General features: G+C 61.9%; 16 protein-coding genes and 1 pseudogene. 7 read left to right on the top strand and 10 right to left on the bottom strand.

Going from position 1 to position 16,311, the window contains the following annotated elements; genetic code table 11:
- Position 1: 1 nt before the first annotated feature.
- From lolB to AC2T3R_RS03685, 3 genes are all read right to left on the bottom strand, one after another.
- Complete coding sequence (gene lolB / locus AC2T3R_RS03675; RefSeq protein WP_013970898.1) at positions 2–619, bottom strand: lipoprotein insertase outer membrane protein LolB; 618 nt, start codon at positions 617–619, stop codon at positions 2–4.
- A 4-nt stretch (positions 620–623) separates the two neighbouring features.
- Positions 624–2,345, bottom strand: a complete 1,722-nt coding sequence (locus AC2T3R_RS03680; RefSeq protein ID WP_015268937.1) for a tetratricopeptide repeat protein — start codon at positions 2,343–2,345, stop codon at positions 624–626.
- 545 nt (positions 2,346–2,890) lie between these two features.
- Positions 2,891–3,271 carry a hypothetical protein gene (locus tag AC2T3R_RS03685; RefSeq protein ID WP_486744663.1) on the bottom strand — a complete coding sequence of 127 codons (381 nt, stop codon included), beginning with the start codon at positions 3,269–3,271 and terminating at the stop codon, positions 2,891–2,893.
- Between the two features lie 224 nt (positions 3,272–3,495).
- Here AC2T3R_RS03685 and AC2T3R_RS03690 point away from each other — a divergent pair, with 224 nt between their 5' ends.
- The gene (locus tag AC2T3R_RS03690) at positions 3,496–3,720 is read left to right on the top strand and encodes a hypothetical protein (protein ID WP_015268938.1); all 225 of its coding nucleotides are present in this window, start codon (positions 3,496–3,498) and stop codon (positions 3,718–3,720) included.
- Positions 3,721–3,779: 59 nt separating this feature from the next.
- Here AC2T3R_RS03690 and AC2T3R_RS03695 read toward each other — a convergent pair whose 3' ends face one another.
- The 3 genes and pseudogenes from AC2T3R_RS03695 to AC2T3R_RS03705 form a co-directional block, all read right to left on the bottom strand.
- Complete coding sequence (locus AC2T3R_RS03695; protein ID WP_486744664.1) at positions 3,780–4,139, bottom strand: hypothetical protein; 360 nt, start codon at positions 4,137–4,139, stop codon at positions 3,780–3,782.
- A pseudogene (locus AC2T3R_RS03700) lies at positions 4,136–5,112 on the bottom strand (hypothetical protein). The gene AC2T3R_RS03695 and the pseudogene AC2T3R_RS03700 overlap by 4 nt, the downstream one beginning before the upstream one ends.
- 9 nt (positions 5,113–5,121) lie before the next feature.
- Entirely contained in the window at positions 5,122–5,610 is a 489-nt protein-coding gene (locus tag AC2T3R_RS03705; protein ID WP_015268941.1) for an Hcp family type VI secretion system effector, read from the bottom strand.
- Between the two features lie 1,052 nt (positions 5,611–6,662).
- On the opposite strand from AC2T3R_RS03705, the gene hemA reads away from it, so the two are divergent.
- The 6 genes from hemA to AC2T3R_RS03735 all read left to right on the top strand — a co-directional run bounded on the left by hemA (position 6,663) and on the right by AC2T3R_RS03735 (position 12,008).
- Positions 6,663–7,940 carry a glutamyl-tRNA reductase gene (gene hemA / locus AC2T3R_RS03710; protein WP_013970908.1) on the top strand — a complete coding sequence of 426 codons (1,278 nt, stop codon included), beginning with the start codon at positions 6,663–6,665 and terminating at the stop codon, positions 7,938–7,940.
- Entirely contained in the window at positions 7,937–9,019 is a 1,083-nt protein-coding gene (gene prfA, locus AC2T3R_RS03715) for a peptide chain release factor 1 (protein ID WP_013970909.1), read from the top strand. The genes hemA and prfA overlap by 4 nt, the downstream gene beginning before the upstream one ends.
- The gene (prmC, locus tag AC2T3R_RS03720; RefSeq protein ID WP_013970910.1) at positions 9,019–9,849 is read left to right on the top strand and encodes a peptide chain release factor N(5)-glutamine methyltransferase; all 831 of its coding nucleotides are present in this window, start codon (positions 9,019–9,021) and stop codon (positions 9,847–9,849) included. Before prfA ends, prmC begins: the two co-directional genes overlap by 1 nt.
- A complete protein-coding gene (locus tag AC2T3R_RS03725; protein ID WP_410952034.1) occupies positions 9,843–10,598 on the top strand; it encodes a molybdopterin-synthase adenylyltransferase MoeB in 756 nt (251 codons plus the stop codon). Before prmC ends, AC2T3R_RS03725 begins: the two co-directional genes overlap by 7 nt.
- Positions 10,591–11,388: a glutamate racemase gene (gene murI, locus AC2T3R_RS03730; protein ID WP_486744665.1), complete on the top strand. Its 798-nt coding sequence runs from the start codon at positions 10,591–10,593 to the stop codon at positions 11,386–11,388. The genes AC2T3R_RS03725 and murI overlap by 8 nt, the downstream gene beginning before the upstream one ends.
- A gap of 101 nt (positions 11,389–11,489) precedes the next feature.
- Positions 11,490–12,008 carry an acyloxyacyl hydrolase gene (locus tag AC2T3R_RS03735; protein ID WP_039613794.1) on the top strand — a complete coding sequence of 173 codons (519 nt, stop codon included), beginning with the start codon at positions 11,490–11,492 and terminating at the stop codon, positions 12,006–12,008.
- 301 nt (positions 12,009–12,309) lie between these two features.
- On the opposite strand, the gene AC2T3R_RS03740 is transcribed toward AC2T3R_RS03735, so the two are convergent.
- From AC2T3R_RS03740 to AC2T3R_RS03755, 4 genes are read right to left on the bottom strand one after another with little or no spacing between them, the layout of a single operon-like run.
- The gene (locus AC2T3R_RS03740; RefSeq protein ID WP_410952032.1) at positions 12,310–13,011 is read right to left on the bottom strand and encodes an SDR family oxidoreductase; all 702 of its coding nucleotides are present in this window, start codon (positions 13,009–13,011) and stop codon (positions 12,310–12,312) included.
- The gene (gene phrB, locus AC2T3R_RS03745) at positions 13,008–14,450 is read right to left on the bottom strand and encodes a deoxyribodipyrimidine photo-lyase (RefSeq protein WP_486744666.1); all 1,443 of its coding nucleotides are present in this window, start codon (positions 14,448–14,450) and stop codon (positions 13,008–13,010) included. The genes AC2T3R_RS03740 and phrB overlap by 4 nt, the downstream gene beginning before the upstream one ends.
- Positions 14,441–15,340 (bottom strand): MerR family transcriptional regulator, encoded by a 900-nt coding sequence (locus AC2T3R_RS03750; RefSeq protein ID WP_013970916.1) that lies wholly within the window; start codon positions 15,338–15,340, stop codon positions 14,441–14,443. The genes phrB and AC2T3R_RS03750 overlap by 10 nt, the downstream gene beginning before the upstream one ends.
- Positions 15,330–16,298, bottom strand: coding sequence for a YbgA family protein (locus AC2T3R_RS03755; RefSeq protein ID WP_013970917.1), 969 nt, complete (start codon positions 16,296–16,298; stop codon positions 15,330–15,332). Before AC2T3R_RS03755 ends, AC2T3R_RS03750 begins: the two co-directional genes overlap by 11 nt.
- Between the last annotated feature and the right edge of the window lie 13 nt (positions 16,299–16,311).

Consider the following 16,311-nt stretch of genomic DNA (forward strand, 5'->3'; position numbering starts at 1 on the left):
ATCAGTGCCCCAGCTGGCGGGGTTGCCAGTCCTTGACCACCAGTGTCACGTCGAGGTCCTTGCCGTGCAGCTTCATACGCTCGGGCAGCCAGTAGCCGTTCTGTTCCGTGTAGCTCAGGTATTGCACCTGCCAGCCGTCCTGGTCGAGGCTGGCCAGGCGGCTGTCGCCGTCCAGGGTCAGCTTGCTCTTGCTGTCGGGGGCTGGCAGGCCGCGGACCCACCAGACCAGGTGTGAGACCGGCAACTGCCAGCCCAGTTGTTCTTCCAGCAGGGCTTCGGGGCTGAGGGCCTCGTAGCGGCCCTGGTTGGCCACTTCCAGTACCACGCCGCCGGGGCGGCCGGTCAGGCGAGCGGCGCCACGGCCCAGCGGGCCGGCCAGGCGAATGTCGTAGTAGTCCTGGCGTTGCAGCCAGAACAGCGTGCCGCTGCCGGAGTCGCGCGGGGCACGGATGCCGACCTTGCCGTTGATCTGCCAGCCATCGAGGCTGCTCAACTGCTCTTTATGGGCGCGCCACTGCTGCGGGTCGCCGTGGCCCTGCAGGGCCTCGCGACTACCGAAGCCGGCACAGCCGGCCAGCAGGGCGATCAGGGTGAAGGTAATGCAATGGCGCAGGAACATGGCGTTAGAGAGTCTCGGATCCGGTCAGGCGCAGGATGGTCTTGCGCAGGATGGGGCTGTCGGCCTGGGCTTCGAAGCCCTTGGCCCAGACCTGGCGGGCTTCGCGGCGCTTGCCGTTGGCCCATAGCACTTCGCCCAGGTGGGCGGCCACTTCGTGGTCTGGGAAGCTGGCAAAAGCCTTGCGCAGGTAGGTTTCAGCCTCGTCGAGGTTGCCCAGGCGGTAATTGACCCAACCCAGGCTGTCGAGCACCGCCGGGTCATCCGGGGTCAGCTGATGGGCCTTGTCGATCAGCGCCTTGGCTTCGCTGTAGCGGGTGGTGCGGTCGGCCAGGGTGTAGCCGAGGGCGTTCAGGGCCATGGCGTTTTCCGGCTCGCGGGCGATGATGGCGCGCAGGTCTTTTTCCATCTGCGGCAGGTCGTCACGCTTTTCCGCCAGCATGGCACGGGTGTACAGCAGGTTGAGGTCGTCCGGGTAGCGCTGGATGGCTTGCTGCAGCACCTGGCTGGCCTGGGCGTCCTTGTTGTTGTTGCTGTAGCTTTCCGATTCGATCAGGAACAGCTGTATGGCGTAGTCCGGCTGGGATTCGCGGGCATCGGCGAGCAGGCGCGAGGCTTCGGTACCACGGCCGTTGGCAATCAGGATGTCGGCCTGGCGCAGCTGCGCCGGCAGGTAGTCGGGGCCCGGGCCGACCAGGGCGTATTCGCGCAGGGCGCCTGCAGGGTCGTGGCGCTCTTCGCGGATGCGGCCCAGGTTCAGGTGCGCGGCGTCGACGTTGCTGTCGCGTTCGATCAGCTCCTGCAGGTAGCCCTCGGCTTCATCCCAGTCCTTGTTTTCCAGGCACACCAGCGCCAGCGAATAGCGCAGCTCGTCGTCCTCGGGGTATTGCTGGACCAGGCTGAGGAACTCGCCCTTGGCATCGGCGATGCGGTCCTGTTCGACCAGGGTGCGCGCGTAGGTCAGGCGCAGGCGCTTGTCGTCCGGGTTGTCGCGAATCGCCCCGCGCAGCAGTGGCAGGGCCTCCGGGCCGCGGTCCAGGGCTTGCAGCAGGCGAGCGCGCAGCAGGACCGGGGCGACTTCGCCGTTTTGCGGCGGGTGCGACTCGAGCAACTCCAAGGCTTCTTCGGCCTTGCCGTCCTGGTTCAGCAGCAGGGCCTTGCCGAACACCAGCTGGCTGTTGTCCGGGTACTTCACCAGCAGGCGTTCGAAGCTTTGCAGCAAGCCGTCGCGGGTGCTCTGGTCGGTTTCGGCGGCGGACAGGGCGAGGAAATCGAAATGGGTGTCGCCTTGGCCCTGCAGGACCTTTTCCATGTAAGTCATGGAGTCGTCATAGCGGCCGGCGCGGGCCAGCTGGATGGCGGCGGCGCGCTGGGCGTCGAGGTTCTGCGGGTCGTTGCGGGCCCATACCAGGGCGTTGTCCAGTGCCGGTTCGTCGGCGCCGAGGTATTCGGCAATGCGGTAGGCGCGCTCGGAAACCCCCGGGTCCTGGGTTTTCGCGGCCTGGTCGGTGTAGTTGGCCAGGGCGATGTCGAAGCGGTTGCGCTGGCCGGCCAGTTCGGCCACCAGCAGGCTGTAGAGCGTGTCCTGCTTGAACGAGCCATACACCACGGGTTTTTCCGCCTCGCTCTTGTCGGCCTCGGCGACGGGAGGCTCGGCCTTTTGCGGGGCCAGGCTCTGGCAGCCCTGGAGCAGGGCGAAGGCAAGCAGCAATGCGTATGGTTTGTTCATAGAAGGCTTTAAGAGGACTCACCGGCGGTCGGAGCATGATGACACAAGCGCGGGGGCAAACCCACCTGCGAAGGTATGAAGCTGCGCTTCGCTTATGCAGACCGCGCTGTGCCCGCGCGGTTCGCCGCAGAGCCTGCCACGGCGCCCAGAACACAGAATTTTTGCTCTTGCTCTTGCTTCTGAGCGCGCGATAGTTCAGGCGCCGCAGATTGCGACTTCAGGAGGCCGAGCGAAGGGACTGCGGAGGGAGGTGACGGGCATGGATGCCCGTCAAGCGCTGAGGCCCCATGGATGGGGCCTGCAGCGCGTACTCTCGGGAGCAGGCCCATAGCGAGGGTGCCCCGGAGCGAAGCGTAGGGGCCGGATGATGGGAGCCGACGGTTTTTGGTTCCATTTTGCCACGACAAAAAAGGTTCCGCCGTAAGGGCGTCAAGGTGACGTGGCGCCACTATCGCGAATGAATGTCTACTCGATATGAATGCCTACACCTGAAAGCAAAAAGCTTAGGGCTGATGTCTCAACAGCCAGCCTCTTGGCGTCCGATGTCACGGAATAGGCCCAAGGGGGCGCAACCAAATGCGAAATAAAATAAGTGCTCCGATAAGTGTTGGGTGCATAGCCCCTAAGACGATCAGGGTGCGCTTCATGCGTATAGGGAAGTTCGTGACCTCATCAAGGTCAACCAAGCTTTTTCGCGCATATATTTTTGGCACTGTTAGTAGTATTGATATTAAGAGTGTGCGCATTACCTTTCCAATTAGGCCTGCTTGTGAAAAGGTTTTTTTATTCCCGCTCACGAATGCGCTATTCGGTAGTAGTGATTCGATCCTGTCAAGATGATAGATTGATATGTAGAACGATACGCAAAGCGTGACGGTCATGGCGGCCAAAATTATAAATGCAACAATACCCGCTTCAGTGCTCATTCGCTGCCTACCTTTTCATACAATACTTCGCCGAGCGCTTCCCCTACAGCACCGCCAAGCATGCTTCCTCCTGTGGCTCCCGCAGCCCCACCAATAACAGCGCAGACAAGTACGCCTGTACCGACTGTGGGCACGCCAAGAGCGAGACAAATATTAGTGGCAATAGCACCGCCGTAGCTTGTTGCTATCCCTCCCACGGCGACACTGCCTGTCAAGGAAGATCCATGGACGTATTTAGCTTTTCTACACTCATTGTCGCGGCCAGCGGTGCAGGCTTTATGGATTTCAAGACCCGTCGCGGCGACTTCCAGCGCAATACCTATATAGGTGTCTTTTTTGATCAGGTTGGCAGCCCTGACCACACCTATGATCTTAACTGCACACCCCACAATCTCAGTCGTTTGCAAGTCCTTGCCACGCGTCGAGTGCCGGCCTTGAGTTTCCAATGATCGATTGCTGCGGGAGAACTTTGTCCTTGAACAGAATACGAAGTCGTATCTCCATTGGGTCATAGATAGTGAGACAGCACGAGTGCAAGGAATAATATGATGTGAATAGCCCAGAGGTTGACCAAGACAAGCCTTTCACGGCGCGGAAATTTTTGTACTTCCTCGATATCTGCTGCGCCCCTGTAGGTGAAGATTTTGGGTGTGGCCAGTAGTGTTGCAATTTGACCAGTTCTTATCAGTTTTCCTATTAGTCCAGCATGCTTATAGTTTTTTATGTTGTTAGATACGATACGAGAGGTGGGTAAGAAAGACTCAAAGTGCTCGGTGTATTTATGTGCAACGTAAATTTGGACAGTAATTGCGATTGCGATTGAGGTGATGAGAATAAGTGCGATCAGACCCGGTTCCATATTGATCATTGCGAGAACTCTCGATATAGGAAGTCACCAAGCACCTCGCCTTTTTCTCCTCCGAAGTCACCGCCTAGCTTCCCCCCTGCGGCAGCACCAATGACTGCGCAGGTAATTGACCCCAAACCGGCCGTCCCTACTCCCAGAGCCGCACATACAAAGGGCGCAACAATGGTCCCTCCTATGTATCCACCTATGCCGCTGCCGGTCAGACCACCGGCTAATGACGCACCATTGAGAAATTTTGCACGCGTGCACTCATCTTCTCTGCCGAGCATACAGGCTTGGCGAATCGCCAGGCCCGTTGCTGCGACATCAAGCGCTATGCCAATGTAAGTACCTTTTTTTATCAAACTGGCAGCCTTGCCTACCCCGGCAACCTTATTCGCATACCCTGCAATCTCACCGGTGTGCAAATAGCGTTTCGTGGATATGGCCAGTGTCCTTTTAATCGATCCCTTGTTACGCAAACCCGAGCCGAACGCCGCCAGTTTGCCCAACTGTTCGTCAAGCTTCGAGAACAGTGCCACACGCTTGGCATAAAACTGGTCACGGTTTTTGAGCGTCCCTGACCCAGATGTTCTCTGTGCAATTTCTCGATCTCCAGCAACGTGTCCTGAATGGCCTTCAGATGCCTGCTCCAGCCGTCGCTGACCACGCCTGCGCCCAGTGAAGCATGGGCAAGCAAGCTCTTCAGCAACTCGAAATTATCCAGAAAAAACTCATCAGCCCCCTGGCCACTGCGCATCAGCCCCATATGCGTGATGGAGGCCTGAGACATCAGATAAGCCTCCTGACTGGTACACGAAGGTGTAGACCAGTCGCCGACGATCACCAGTTCGCCGCTTCTGACCACACTGTTGTAAATGTGTGCATTCAGGATGTCGAACTTGCTTGCGGCATGCCCGCCAAGCGCAAGGCCGGCCTTGAGCGTGTGATAGTTCTGCATCCTGGGGTTGATGAAAGCGCGGGCTTCGTACATGGCGATACCTCACGCGTACTTCTTGTTGCCGATCCGGTCCCAACCACCGGCAATATTGCCGCCGCCCGAGCCGTCGATGCGCTTCTGCAGGGTATAGGTGGTCTTGATTCTGCCGTAATCGAGGCGAACCACCTCGATAGGCACGCCGTCGGCGGCGCTCTGGGCGTAATCGGCAATGATCACTTCTTCTAGGATGATCTCGTAGTACTTCAGCTTGTCACCGCCCGCGCGGCACAGCGCGAGTTTGACTTCCTTGAGATGCTGCCCCGCGCAACTGGCCTCCATGAGTTTGCAACTGGCGCTGTCGAGAAACTTGGTAAAAGTGAAATGGCTCACTTCGGTGCGCCCCGAAGTGGCACCCCCTGCCGAGCTTGCAGTGGCAGAGGGGCTTTGGCTTACACCGAAATCATAACCGGTGACTTCAATCCACTTGCCGTACTTCTCGTCCAAGGCTTCGCCTGGAATATCGTCGATTTTCAAATACGCGTCCAAAGCCATATCTACCGCTCCTTGGTCATCATGTGGGTGAGGAATATCGATGTAGCGGCGTCAAGGCTAGGCGCGGAAAGAGGGTGGAGCAACAGCTGGGCATGTATTTGGGAAAAGGACTACAAGACTGTGGATAAGTCTTGTAGAGATATGTCAAAAGTCCTCTCGACTTGGTCGGTGTAATTAACTAAGGAGATGTCGAGCCGATGGTTCTGGTTCTTGCTTCTAAGCGCGCGGTAGTTCAGGCGCCGCCGATTGCGACTTCAGGAGGCCGAGCGAAGGGACTGCGGAGGGAGGTGACGGGCATGGATGCCCGTCAAGCGCTGAGGCCCCATGGATGGGGCCTGCAGCGCGTACTCCCGGGAGCAGGCCCGTAGCGAGGGGACCCCGGAGCGAAGCGTAGGGGCCGGATGATGGGAGCCGACGGTTTTTGGTTCCTTTTTGCCACGACAAAAAGGGACCCGCCGTAAGGGCGGAAAGGTGACTTTGCGCCGCCGTCGCGAATGAATGCCTGCTCGATGTGAATGCCCACCTCCAAAAAGCCAAAAAGCCAAATAGCCAAATAGCCAAATAGCCAAATAGCTTAAGCGACGGTTTTGATATGGCGAACAGTCCGTATGCGATGGCGACGCTGACTCACCTTTTCGCCCTTACGGCGAGTCACTTTTTGCCAAACGCGGCAAAAAGTAACCAAAAAACGCTGCGCTCCCATCATCCGGCCCCTACGCTGCGCTCCGGGGTTCCCTCACTCCGGCCTTGCTCCCGGGAGTACGCGCTGCAGGCCCCATCCATGGGGCCTCAGCGCTTGACGGGCATCCATGCCCGTCACCTCCCTCCGCAAGGCCTGCGTTCGGCCTCCTGAAGTCGCGAAGATCAAGATCAAGATCAAAAGCCAGATCAAAAGCCAGATCAAAAGCGGGGGTGTGAGCTGAAGTTGCCGCTGATGCTGGCCTGAAGCCGGCGATAGCCGCAGCGCTATCAGCGCAATAGCGAACGGTGGTTGTCCTGAAACCTGCGAAAGAGGACAATTATCGGCTTCCCGTCACAACCAGCGACCTTGCATGGCCTTTCTTGCACTTGGTATCAACCATAAGACTGCCTCGGTAGACGTACGCGAGCGCGTGGCGTTTACCCCAGAGCAGCTGGTAGACGCCCTGCAGCAGCTCTGCCGACTGACATCCAGCCGCGAAGCGGCGATTCTGTCGACCTGCAACCGTAGCGAGCTCTATATCGAGCAGGACCACCTGTCCGCCGATGCCGTGCTGCAATGGCTCGCCGATTACCACCGCCTCAGCCTGGACGAGCTGCGCGCCAGCGCCTACGTGCACGAAGAGCACGAGGCGGTAAAGCACATGATGCGGGTGGCCTCCGGCCTGGACTCGCTGGTGCTCGGCGAACCGCAGATCCTCGGCCAGATGAAGTCCGCCTATGCCGTGGCGCGTGAGGCCGGCACCGTCGGCCCGCTGCTCGGGCGGCTGTTCCAGGCCACCTTCAGTGCCGCCAAGCAGGTGCGCACCGACACTGCCATCGGTGAAAACCCGGTGTCGGTGGCGTTTGCCGCGGTCAGCCTGGCCAAGCAGATCTTCAGCGACCTGGGCCGCAGCCAGGCCCTGCTGATCGGTGCTGGCGAAACCATCACCCTGGTCGCCCGCCACCTGCATGAGCAGGGCGTGCGCCGTATCGTCGTGGCCAACCGTACCCTCGAGCGGGCCAGCATCCTGGCCGAACAGTTCGGTGCGCACGCGGTTCTGCTGGCCGACATCCCACAGGAACTGGCCAACAGCGATATCGTCATCAGTTCCACTGCCAGCCAGTTGCCGATCCTTGGCAAGGGTGCTGTCGAGAGCGCGCTGAAGCAGCGCCGGCACAAGCCGATTTTCATGGTCGACATTGCTGTACCGCGCGATATCGAAACCGAAGTCGGCGAACTGGATGACGTCTACCTGTACACTGTCGATGACCTGCACGACGTTGTGGCAGAAAACCTCAAAAGTCGCCAGGGCGCGGCCCAGGCCGCCGAAGAGCTGGTGTCGGTGGGGGCAGAGGACTTCATGCTGCGCCTGCGCGAGCTGGCCGCGGTGGATGTGCTCAAGGCCTATCGCCAGCAATGCGAGCGCCTGCGCGACGAAGAACTGCAAAAGGCCCAGCGGCTGCTGGCCAACGGCGGCAACCCCGAAGACGTACTGGCCCAACTGGCCCGGGGGCTGACCAACAAACTCCTGCACGCGCCCAGCGTGCAATTGAAAAGGCTCTCGGCCGAGGGCCGCCTCGATGCGCTGGCCATGGCCCAGGAACTCTTTGCCCTCAACGAGGGCTCGACGGACAAATCCCCGCAATGAAAGCGTCGCTGCTGAACAAACTGGAAATCCTCCAGGACCGCTTCGAAGAACTCACCGCTCTGCTTGGTGATGCCGAGGTCATTTCCGACCAGACGCGCTTTCGCGCCTATTCCCGTGAATACGCCGAAGTCGAGCCGGTCTACGCTGCTTATAAAGAGTGGCGCAAAGTCCAGGACGACCTCGAAGGTGCCCAGGCGCTGCTCAAGGACAGTGACCCGGACCTGCGCGAAATGGCCGTGGAAGAAGTGCGTGAAGCCAAGGAACAACTGCTGACGCTGGAGTCGCAGCTGCAACGCATGCTGTTGCCCAAGGACCCCAACGATGGCCGTAACGTGTTCCTCGAAATCCGTGCCGGCACCGGTGGCGACGAGGCGGCGATCTTCTCCGGCGACCTGTTCCGCATGTATTCGCGCTACGCCGAAAAGCGTGGCTGGCGCCTGGAAATCCTCTCCGAGAACGAAGGCGAGCACGGCGGCTACAAGGAAATCATCGCCCGCGTCGAGGGTGAGAGCGTGTACGGCAAGCTCAAGTTCGAGTCCGGCGCGCACCGTGTGCAGCGCGTGCCCGAGACCGAATCCCAGGGCCGTATCCACACCTCCGCGTGCACCGTGGCGGTACTGCCCGAGCCGGACGAACAGGCGGCCATCGAGATCAACCCGGCCGACCTGCGGGTAGATACCTATCGCGCATCCGGTGCCGGCGGCCAGCACGTCAACAAGACCGACTCGGCGATCCGGATCACCCACTTGCCCACCGGTATCGTGGTCGAGTGCCAGGAAGAGCGCTCGCAGCACAAGAACCGTGCCCGCGCCATGTCCTGGCTGTCGGCCAAGCTCAACGACATGCAGACCAGCGCCGCGCAGAACGCCATCGCCACCGAACGCAAGCTGCTGGTCGGCTCTGGCGACCGTTCCGAGCGCATCCGTACGTACAATTATCCACAGGGGCGGGTGACCGACCACCGTATCAACCTGACCCTGTACTCGCTGGACGATATCCTCGCCGGCGGGGTGGAGGCGGTGATCGAACCGCTGCTGGCCGAATACCAGGCCGATCAACTGGCCGCTCTGGGGGACTGATGACCATCATCGCCAGCCTGCTGCGCAACGCGCAGTTGCCAGAGTCGCCTACCGAGCGGCTGGATGCCGAGTTGCTGTTGGCCGCGGCCATCGGCAAATCGCGCAGCTACCTGCACACCTGGCCCGAGCGAATCGTCAGCAGCGAAGATGCCGAGACCTATGCTGGCTACCTGCAGCGCCGCCGTGGCGGCGAACCGGTCGCCTACATTCTCGGGCTGCAGGGCTTCTGGAAGATCGACCTGGAAGTGGCACCGCATACCCTGATCCCGCGGCCGGATACCGAGCTGCTGGTCGAAGCTGCCCTTGAACTGCAACCCGCCACGCCGGCCAAGGTCCTTGACCTGGGCACCGGCACCGGCGCGATTGCCTTGGCCCTGGCCAGCGATCGCCCGGCCTGGCAGGTGACCGCAGTGGACCGCGTGGAGGAGGCTGCAGCCCTGGCTGAGCGCAACCGCCAGCGGCTGGGCCTGGCAAACGCCCAGGTACGGCTCAGCCACTGGTTCGACAGTCTGGCCGGCGAGCGTTTCGACCTGATTGTCAGCAACCCGCCCTACATCGCTGCCGCAGACCCGCATTTGGTCGCCGGTGATGTACGCTTCGAGCCCAGCAGTGCGCTGGTGGCCGGTGCCGATGGCCTGGACGATCTGCGCGTGATAGCTGCCCAGGCGCCCGCGCACCTGGTACCGGGTGGCTGGTTACTGCTGGAACACGGCTACGATCAGGCAGCGGCGGTGCGCGCCTTGCTGGCTGAACAAGGCTTCATCGAGGTCGCTAGCCGCACGGACCTGGGCGGCCATGAACGCATTACCCTGGGGCGCCTGCCATGCTGAGTGATCAGGAACTGCTGCGTTACAGCCGGCAGGTTTTGCTGGCCCAGATCGACATCGACGGCCAGTTGCGGCTCAAGCAGAGCAAGGCGCTGATCGTCGGGCTCGGCGGCCTTGGCTCGCCCGTCGCCTTGTACCTGGCCGCCGCCGGGGTCGGTGAGCTGCACCTGGCGGACTTTGACACCGTCGACCTGACCAACCTGCAACGCCAGGTGATCCACGACAGTGCGAGCGTGGGCATGAGCAAGGTCGATTCGGCCCTGCAGCGCCTGCAGGCAATCAACCCGGAAATCAACCTGGTTGCCCATCGCCAGGCTCTGGACGAGGACTCGCTGGCGGCCGCTGTGGCAGCGGTCGACCTGGTGCTGGACTGCTCTGACAATTTCGGTACCCGCGAGGCGGTCAACGCTGCCTGTTTCGCGGCTGGCAAGCCGCTGGTCAGCGGTGCGGCGATCCGCCTGGAAGGACAGTTGTCGGTATTCGACCCACGGCGTGACTACAGCCCTTGCTACCATTGCCTGTACGGCCATGGCAGCGAAGCCGAACTGACCTGCAGCGAAGCCGGCGTGATCGGCCCATTGGTGGGCCTGGTAGGCAGCCTGCAGGCGCTGGAGGCGATGAAGCTGCTGGCCGGGTTCGGCGAGCCGCTGGTCGGCCGCCTGCTGTTGATCGATGCTCTCGGCACTCGTATCCGCGAATTGCGGGTCAAGCGCGACCCGGCTTGTGCGGTCTGTGGTAAGCGCGATGGCTGAGCGATCGGCGCCGGTCGGCGTGATGGACTCCGGGGTTGGCGGCTTGTCGGTACTCGCCGAGATCCAGCGCCTGCTGCCCAACGAGACGCTGCTGTACGTGGGCGATTGCGGCCACATACCCTACGGCGAGAAGTCGCCGGACTATATCCGTGAGCGTCTTCGGCGCATTGCTGCGTTCTTCCATGAACAGGGCGCCAAGGCCATGGTACTGGCCTGCAATACCGCCACGGTGGCGGCGGTGGCCGACCTGCGCGAGTTGTACCCGAACTGGCCGCTGGTGGGCATGGAGCCGGCGGTGAAGCCCGCTGCCGCCGCTACGCGCTCTGGCGTGGTCGGTGTGCTGGCCACTACCGGTACCCTGCAGAGTGCCAAGTTCGCTGCCTTGCTCGATCGTTTTGCCAATGACGTACAGGTCATCACCCAACCTTGCCCGGGCCTGGTCGATCTGATCGAGACCGGTGACCTGGCCAGCCCGGCGCTGCGCCAGTTGCTGCAAGGTTATGTGCAGCCGTTGCTGGCCGCTGGCTGTGACACGTTGATTCTCGGTTGCACCCATTACCCCTTCCTGCGCCCGTTGCTGGCCGGCATGGTGCCAGCCGACGTTGCCATCATCGACACCGGTGCCGCAGTGGCGCGCCAACTGCAGCGGCTGCTGGGCGCGGATGACCTGTTGGCCGAAGGGCCGGCCAGGGATACCCGCTTCTGGACCAGTGCCGATCCGCAATCTCTCAGAAAGATCCTGCCTTTGCTGTGGCATAAGTCGGACAGTGTGCAAAGCTTTTCATTGTGAAAAAAACGTGAAAAGAAGCTGAACTATCGTACCGCTGCCGTTTTCTACCGCCTTGCCTGAAATGAGGCGGATACCAATAACAGCAAAGAAGGATGTTGCTCATGAAGAAGCTGCTCGGCTTGGCGGCGGCTGCCGTCTTCACCCTGGGGCACTCACTGTCGGCGCAGGCTGCCGACGTTTCGTTTTCGGTGGGGCAGACCGGTGACTCGACCATGGTCTACCGGTTGGGGCTGCAATCGAATTGGGAAGCGAGTTGGTGGCAGACCAGCGTCGGGCGCCTGACGGGGTATTGGGATGGGGCCTACACCTATTGGGATGGTGACGAGACCGCGAGCAACCATAGCCTGTCGTTCGCGCCGGTGTTCGTCTACGAGTTTGCCGGGGAGTCGGTGAAGCCTTATATAGAGGCTGGGATTGGCGTGGCGGCATTCTCCAGCACCGAGCTGGAAGACAACGAGCTGGGCTCGGCATTCCAGTTCGAGGACCGCATCGGCTTTGGATTGCGCTTTGCCGGTGGGCATGAGATTGGCGTGCGGGCGATTCACTATTCCAACGCGGGCATCAAGCAGCCCAACGATGGGGTGGAGAGCTATAGCCTGCATTACCGCATGGCGCTCTGAGCTCTCCTGTGCCGGCCTCTTCGCGGGTGAACCCGCTCCCACAGGGGGGCTCACATAGCTTGAGATCTATGAGGTACCTGGGGGAGCAACTGTCTTGCTCCATTACTCAGGCTACCTCATCACCTTGTAGGAGCAGCCTTGTGCTGCGAAGAAGCCATTGCTGCAGAAGAACATCTGCTGCCCTACTGCCCTCTTCGCAGCACAAGGCTGCTCCTACAGGTTATGCGCATGACTTCAAGCCGATGCGGTCGAGGTGGGAGCCGGCTTGCCGGCGATAGGGCCGGAACGGTCACCACATCGATTACTTGAGTGGCAAAGGCCACAGGCTAGTCAGATCCAAAGCCTCCAGCACAAGCTCGGGCTCCCTCTGCGGCCACCGCCGCAGCAGCTCTTCCGCCGCATTCTGCGGCGTCCACGCCTCCGGTAGCGCCTGCGCCGGTGTCACGGGTGTCTTCAGCGACTGCGGCCCCACCACGGTCAGCTCAACCCCCTGCGCCTTCAACGCCTGACGCTGCTCGCGCATCCATTGCGGCATGTTGTTCCAGCCCGCAGGCACCTGCGTCGGTGCATGCAACTGCAGCGCTGAATAACGGTTGAACACCGCCATCACCTGCGGCGAGTCACCCTTCGCCAACAACGGCAGCGCACTGGCCAGGCAATGCTCGCCGGCCAACTGGTTGTCCGTGACGATCGCCTCGAACAACTCGCTGTCAGCCACATCGTCCGCCAGGTAATCGCTGGTACCGGCGTTGATGATCAAGCCATCCAGCGCGCACCAGGCATGGCAGATCTGCTGGCTGGCCTGGGCCGCCTGATGTTCTTCGTGCAACTGCCACGGCAAGCGCAACAGCTGGCTGCCATAGCGTGCACCCAAGGCATCCAGTGCCTCGCCATGCTTCGCGCTTGCAGCTACCCGGTGTCCTTGCCCGAGCAGCCCCTCCACTAACGCCAGGCCAAGTCCATTGCCTGCTCCCGTCACCCAGATACTGCGTGCGTTGTTCAAGATGCTGCCCTCTGATCCTGCCGGCGCGGGAGGTTCTTGAATGCCTCCAGTGCGCGCTGACGACTGCTGTCGAGATCGACAATTGGACTGTGGTAGGAATATCTAGCAAAAAGATCGGCCGACTTCACGGGGAAATGAATGGCTTTTTCATCCACCCCCTGCAATTCCGGCAGCCAGTGCCGAATGAAACGCCCTTGCGGGTCGAATCGCTGCGACTGTGAAACCGGGTTGAAGATGCGGAAATAGGGCACTGCGTCGGTGCCAGTGGACGCGCTCCACTGCCAACCGCCGTTGTTGGCGGCCAGGTCGCCGTCTATCAAGTGGCGCATGAAATGCCGCTCGCCCTTGCGCCAGTCGATCAGCAGGTTCTTGCTGAGGAACATGGCCACGATCATGCGCAGGCGGTTGTGCATCCACCCGGTGTGCAGCAGTTGGCGCATGGCGGCGTCGATGATCGGGAAGCCGGTTCGGCCCTGTTCCCATGCTTCGAGGTCGGCCGGTGCATCGCGCCAGGGCAGGGCTTCGGTCTGGGCGCGGAAGGCGCGGTGACGCGAGACCTGTGGATAACCGGTCAGGATGTGTTTGTAGAATTCGCGCCAGAGCAGCTCGTTGATCCAGGTTTGCACGCCGCTGCTGCCGCTGTCGAACTCGCCGCGGTTGCTGGCCAGGGCACCGTGCAGGCACTGGCGTGGCGAGATCACGCCGGCGGCCAGATAGGCGGAGAGCTGGCTGGTACCGGGCTTTGCAGGCAAGTCACGCAGCTGTTGGTAATCGTCGATGGTTTCATCGAGAAAACGGGTCAGCCGCGCCTGCGCTTCGGCTTCGCCGGCGGGCCAGTGGTCGCGCAGCGCCTGCGCGGGTTTTTCGAAGCCGTCCACGTGCTGTGGGATCGGGTCGCTGCTGACCTGCAGCGGTGCCTGGCGTTTTATCTGGCGGGCCAGGGCAGGGAGGCTGCGGTGCAGGTGCTCCAGGCAGCTCTTCTTGAACTGGCTGAACACCTGGAAGTAGTCGCCGCCGCGGGTAAGGATGGTGCCCGGGCGGAACAACAGCTGGTCGAGGTGGCTGTGGGCCTGGATGGACGACTTTTCCAGCAGCGCGCGGGTGGCGTCGTCGCGACGTTGCTCGTTGATGCCGTACTCCTCGTTCCAGTGCACGCTTTGCACCTGATGTTGGCGGCAGACGTCGAGTACGGCCTGTGGCGCCTGGTCCCAGGTGTCGATCCTGCGGATCAGCAGGGGGATGTTCAAGCGCTCCAGCGACTGGCGCAGGTCGCGCAGGTTGCGCAGCCAGAAGTCGACTTTGCAGGCGGCGTCGTCGTGGGCCAGCCATTGCCCGGGGCTGACCAGCCACAGTGCGAGGGTCGGGCCGCGTTCGCTGGCGGCGGCTAGCGCGGTGTTGTCATCGATGCGCAGGTCGCTGCGCAGCCAGGTCAGGTGCATGGTGCGGTCATCTCTCCAGGCTGGCGGTCATGGGCTTGCAGCAAACGCAATGCCGCCTGCGGGGTATCGAACAGGGCAAGATTGGGCAGCCCCAGGGCGCGCAGCCGGGTTTCATGCAGCGCCAGCGTCGGCCCGCCAGCCAGGGTTGGCACGGGCAGGTTGGACAGGGTACGGTGCAACGCCTTGTCATCGATGCGTGGCCCCAGGTGCAGGAGCACGGCGCGTGGCTTGAGCATGGTGGCTGCGCGTTGCAGGTGCGCGCCAGCAATGGTGTGCTCCAGCACTTCAACCGGCAGGCCGTTGCTGGTGAACAGCCAGGCGCACAACCACAAACCGGGGCTGAAAGTTTGTTCGCTGTCTTCGGCCAGCAAGATGGCAGGCCCTTGCAGCAACTGGTTGTCGTGGTAGACCCTGGCGCCCAGCTTGCTGCGCAACCAGCTGTGGAAAAACACCTGTTCCAGCCGTGCGTTGAAATAGTTGCGCCAGCGCAGGTCGAGGAGGTCGAGCAGCGGCAACAGCAATTGCTCGCACAGGGTGACGGCCGGGTACAGGGCCATCGCCTGGTTGAGCTGCTGGTCGAGGGCGCGCTGCGACAGCGTGGCGATGGCCTCGATCAGTTGGAACTGCCGGGCTTGCCAGTCGCCTTTCGGCGGCGTGCTGGCCGGTTTGTCGAGCAGCTCGCGTACCTGGCCGACGGAGGCGCCGCGCTGCAGCCAGGCAAGGATCGCTTCTACTCGTTCGACCTGCTCCAGCGGATACAGGCGATGGCCCTTGGCGGTACGCTGGGGCTTGAGCAGGCCGTAGCGGCGCTCCCAGGCTCGCAGGGTGACGGGATTGACGCCCGTGCGGCGAGCCAGTTCGCCGATGGGCAACAGGATCTCAGACGGCATTGCGCAGGCCCAGGCTCTCGGGGTGCGGCTGAAGGTAGGCCTGCTGCTGCAGATACGGATCGGGATGCTTGCGCAAATGGTGCTTGAGCAGGGTCAGCGGCACTACCAGCGGCACCACGCCTTGCTGGTATTGGCCGATGATGGCCTGCAGCTCGGCTTTGTCCTGCCGTGTGAGGATGTCCTTGAAGTAGCCGCTCAGATGCTGCAGCACGTTGCAATGAGTGCCGCGGCTGGCACAGCGGCGCAGAGCCTGCATCAGCTGGCTGAAGTAGCGCGGGCCGATGCTTTGCGGGTCATCGTCCTTGCTCATGCTGCCGAGCAGGCGCCCGAGGCTGCGGTAGGCCTGCGGGTTGTTGGCCATCAACAGGTACTTGTAGCGTGAGTGGAATCTCACCAGAGCGCCACGGCTCAGGCCTTCGGCCAGCAGGCGTTGCCAGTCGGCGTAGGCGTACACGCGGCTGATGAAGTTCTCGCGCAGTATGGGGTCGTGCAGGCGGCCTTCTTCTTCTACCGGCAGGTCCGGCCGCCGTGCGCAGAACGCCTGGGCATACACTCCCCGCCCACCGTGAAAGGCAGGGTGGCCATTGTCCTGGTATACCTTGACCCGCTCCAGGCCACAGGAAGGCGATTTCTGCATGAAGATGTAGCCGCAGATATCATCGAGTTCCGCCGCCATTTGCTCGCCATAGCTGCGCAGCGGCCCGGTCAGGTCCATGCCGGGGTTGCGGGTGCCTACCACTTCCGGCTGCTCGGGGTCGCCGACCAGGCGGATCGGGTCGCGCGGCACGCCCAGGCCGATGGCCACCTCCGGGCACACCGGCAACCAGTCGAAATGTTCCTCGAGTTGCATACGGCACAGGTCGGAGGCCTTGTGGCCGCCGTTATAGCGCACGCTGTGCCCGGTCAGGCAGGCGCTGATGGCGATACGCGGCTTGCTGTGGGCGGATGAGTCGTGCATGGGCTGCCTCCAA

It is taken from the genome of Pseudomonas sp. PVC-5-1 (assembly GCF_057444345.1).

Bases quoted from the DNA above. Each gene is read 5' to 3' on its own strand.
- AC2T3R_RS03690 (WP_015268938.1), top strand. From the start codon at position 3,496: ATGGACGTATTTAGCTTTTCTACACTCATTGTCGCGGCCAGCGGTGCA.
- AC2T3R_RS03725 (WP_410952034.1), top strand. From the start codon at position 9,843: ATGCTGAGTGATCAGGAACTGCTGCGTTACAGCCGGCAGGTTTTGCTG.
- AC2T3R_RS03750 (WP_013970916.1), bottom strand. From the start codon at position 15,340: ATGCCGTCTGAGATCCTGTTGCCCATCGGCGAACTGGCTCGCCGCACG.
- phrB (WP_486744666.1), bottom strand. From the start codon at position 14,450: ATGCACCTGACCTGGCTGCGCAGCGACCTGCGCATCGATGACAACACC.
- prmC (WP_013970910.1), top strand. From the start codon at position 9,019: ATGACCATCATCGCCAGCCTGCTGCGCAACGCGCAGTTGCCAGAGTCG.
- prfA (WP_013970909.1), top strand. From the start codon at position 7,937: ATGAAAGCGTCGCTGCTGAACAAACTGGAAATCCTCCAGGACCGCTTC.
- AC2T3R_RS03755 (WP_013970917.1), bottom strand. From the start codon at position 16,298: ATGCACGACTCATCCGCCCACAGCAAGCCGCGTATCGCCATCAGCGCC.
- hemA (WP_013970908.1), top strand. From the start codon at position 6,663: ATGGCCTTTCTTGCACTTGGTATCAACCATAAGACTGCCTCGGTAGAC.
- murI (WP_486744665.1), top strand. From the start codon at position 10,591: ATGGCTGAGCGATCGGCGCCGGTCGGCGTGATGGACTCCGGGGTTGGC.
- AC2T3R_RS03695 (WP_486744664.1), bottom strand. From the start codon at position 4,139: ATGATCAATATGGAACCGGGTCTGATCGCACTTATTCTCATCACCTCA.
- AC2T3R_RS03680 (WP_015268937.1), bottom strand. From the start codon at position 2,345: ATGAACAAACCATACGCATTGCTGCTTGCCTTCGCCCTGCTCCAGGGC.
- AC2T3R_RS03735 (WP_039613794.1), top strand. From the start codon at position 11,490: ATGAAGAAGCTGCTCGGCTTGGCGGCGGCTGCCGTCTTCACCCTGGGG.
- AC2T3R_RS03685 (WP_486744663.1), bottom strand. From the start codon at position 3,271: ATGAGCACTGAAGCGGGTATTGTTGCATTTATAATTTTGGCCGCCATG.
- AC2T3R_RS03705 (WP_015268941.1), bottom strand. From the start codon at position 5,610: ATGGCTTTGGACGCGTATTTGAAAATCGACGATATTCCAGGCGAAGCC.
- lolB (WP_013970898.1), bottom strand. From the start codon at position 619: ATGTTCCTGCGCCATTGCATTACCTTCACCCTGATCGCCCTGCTGGCC.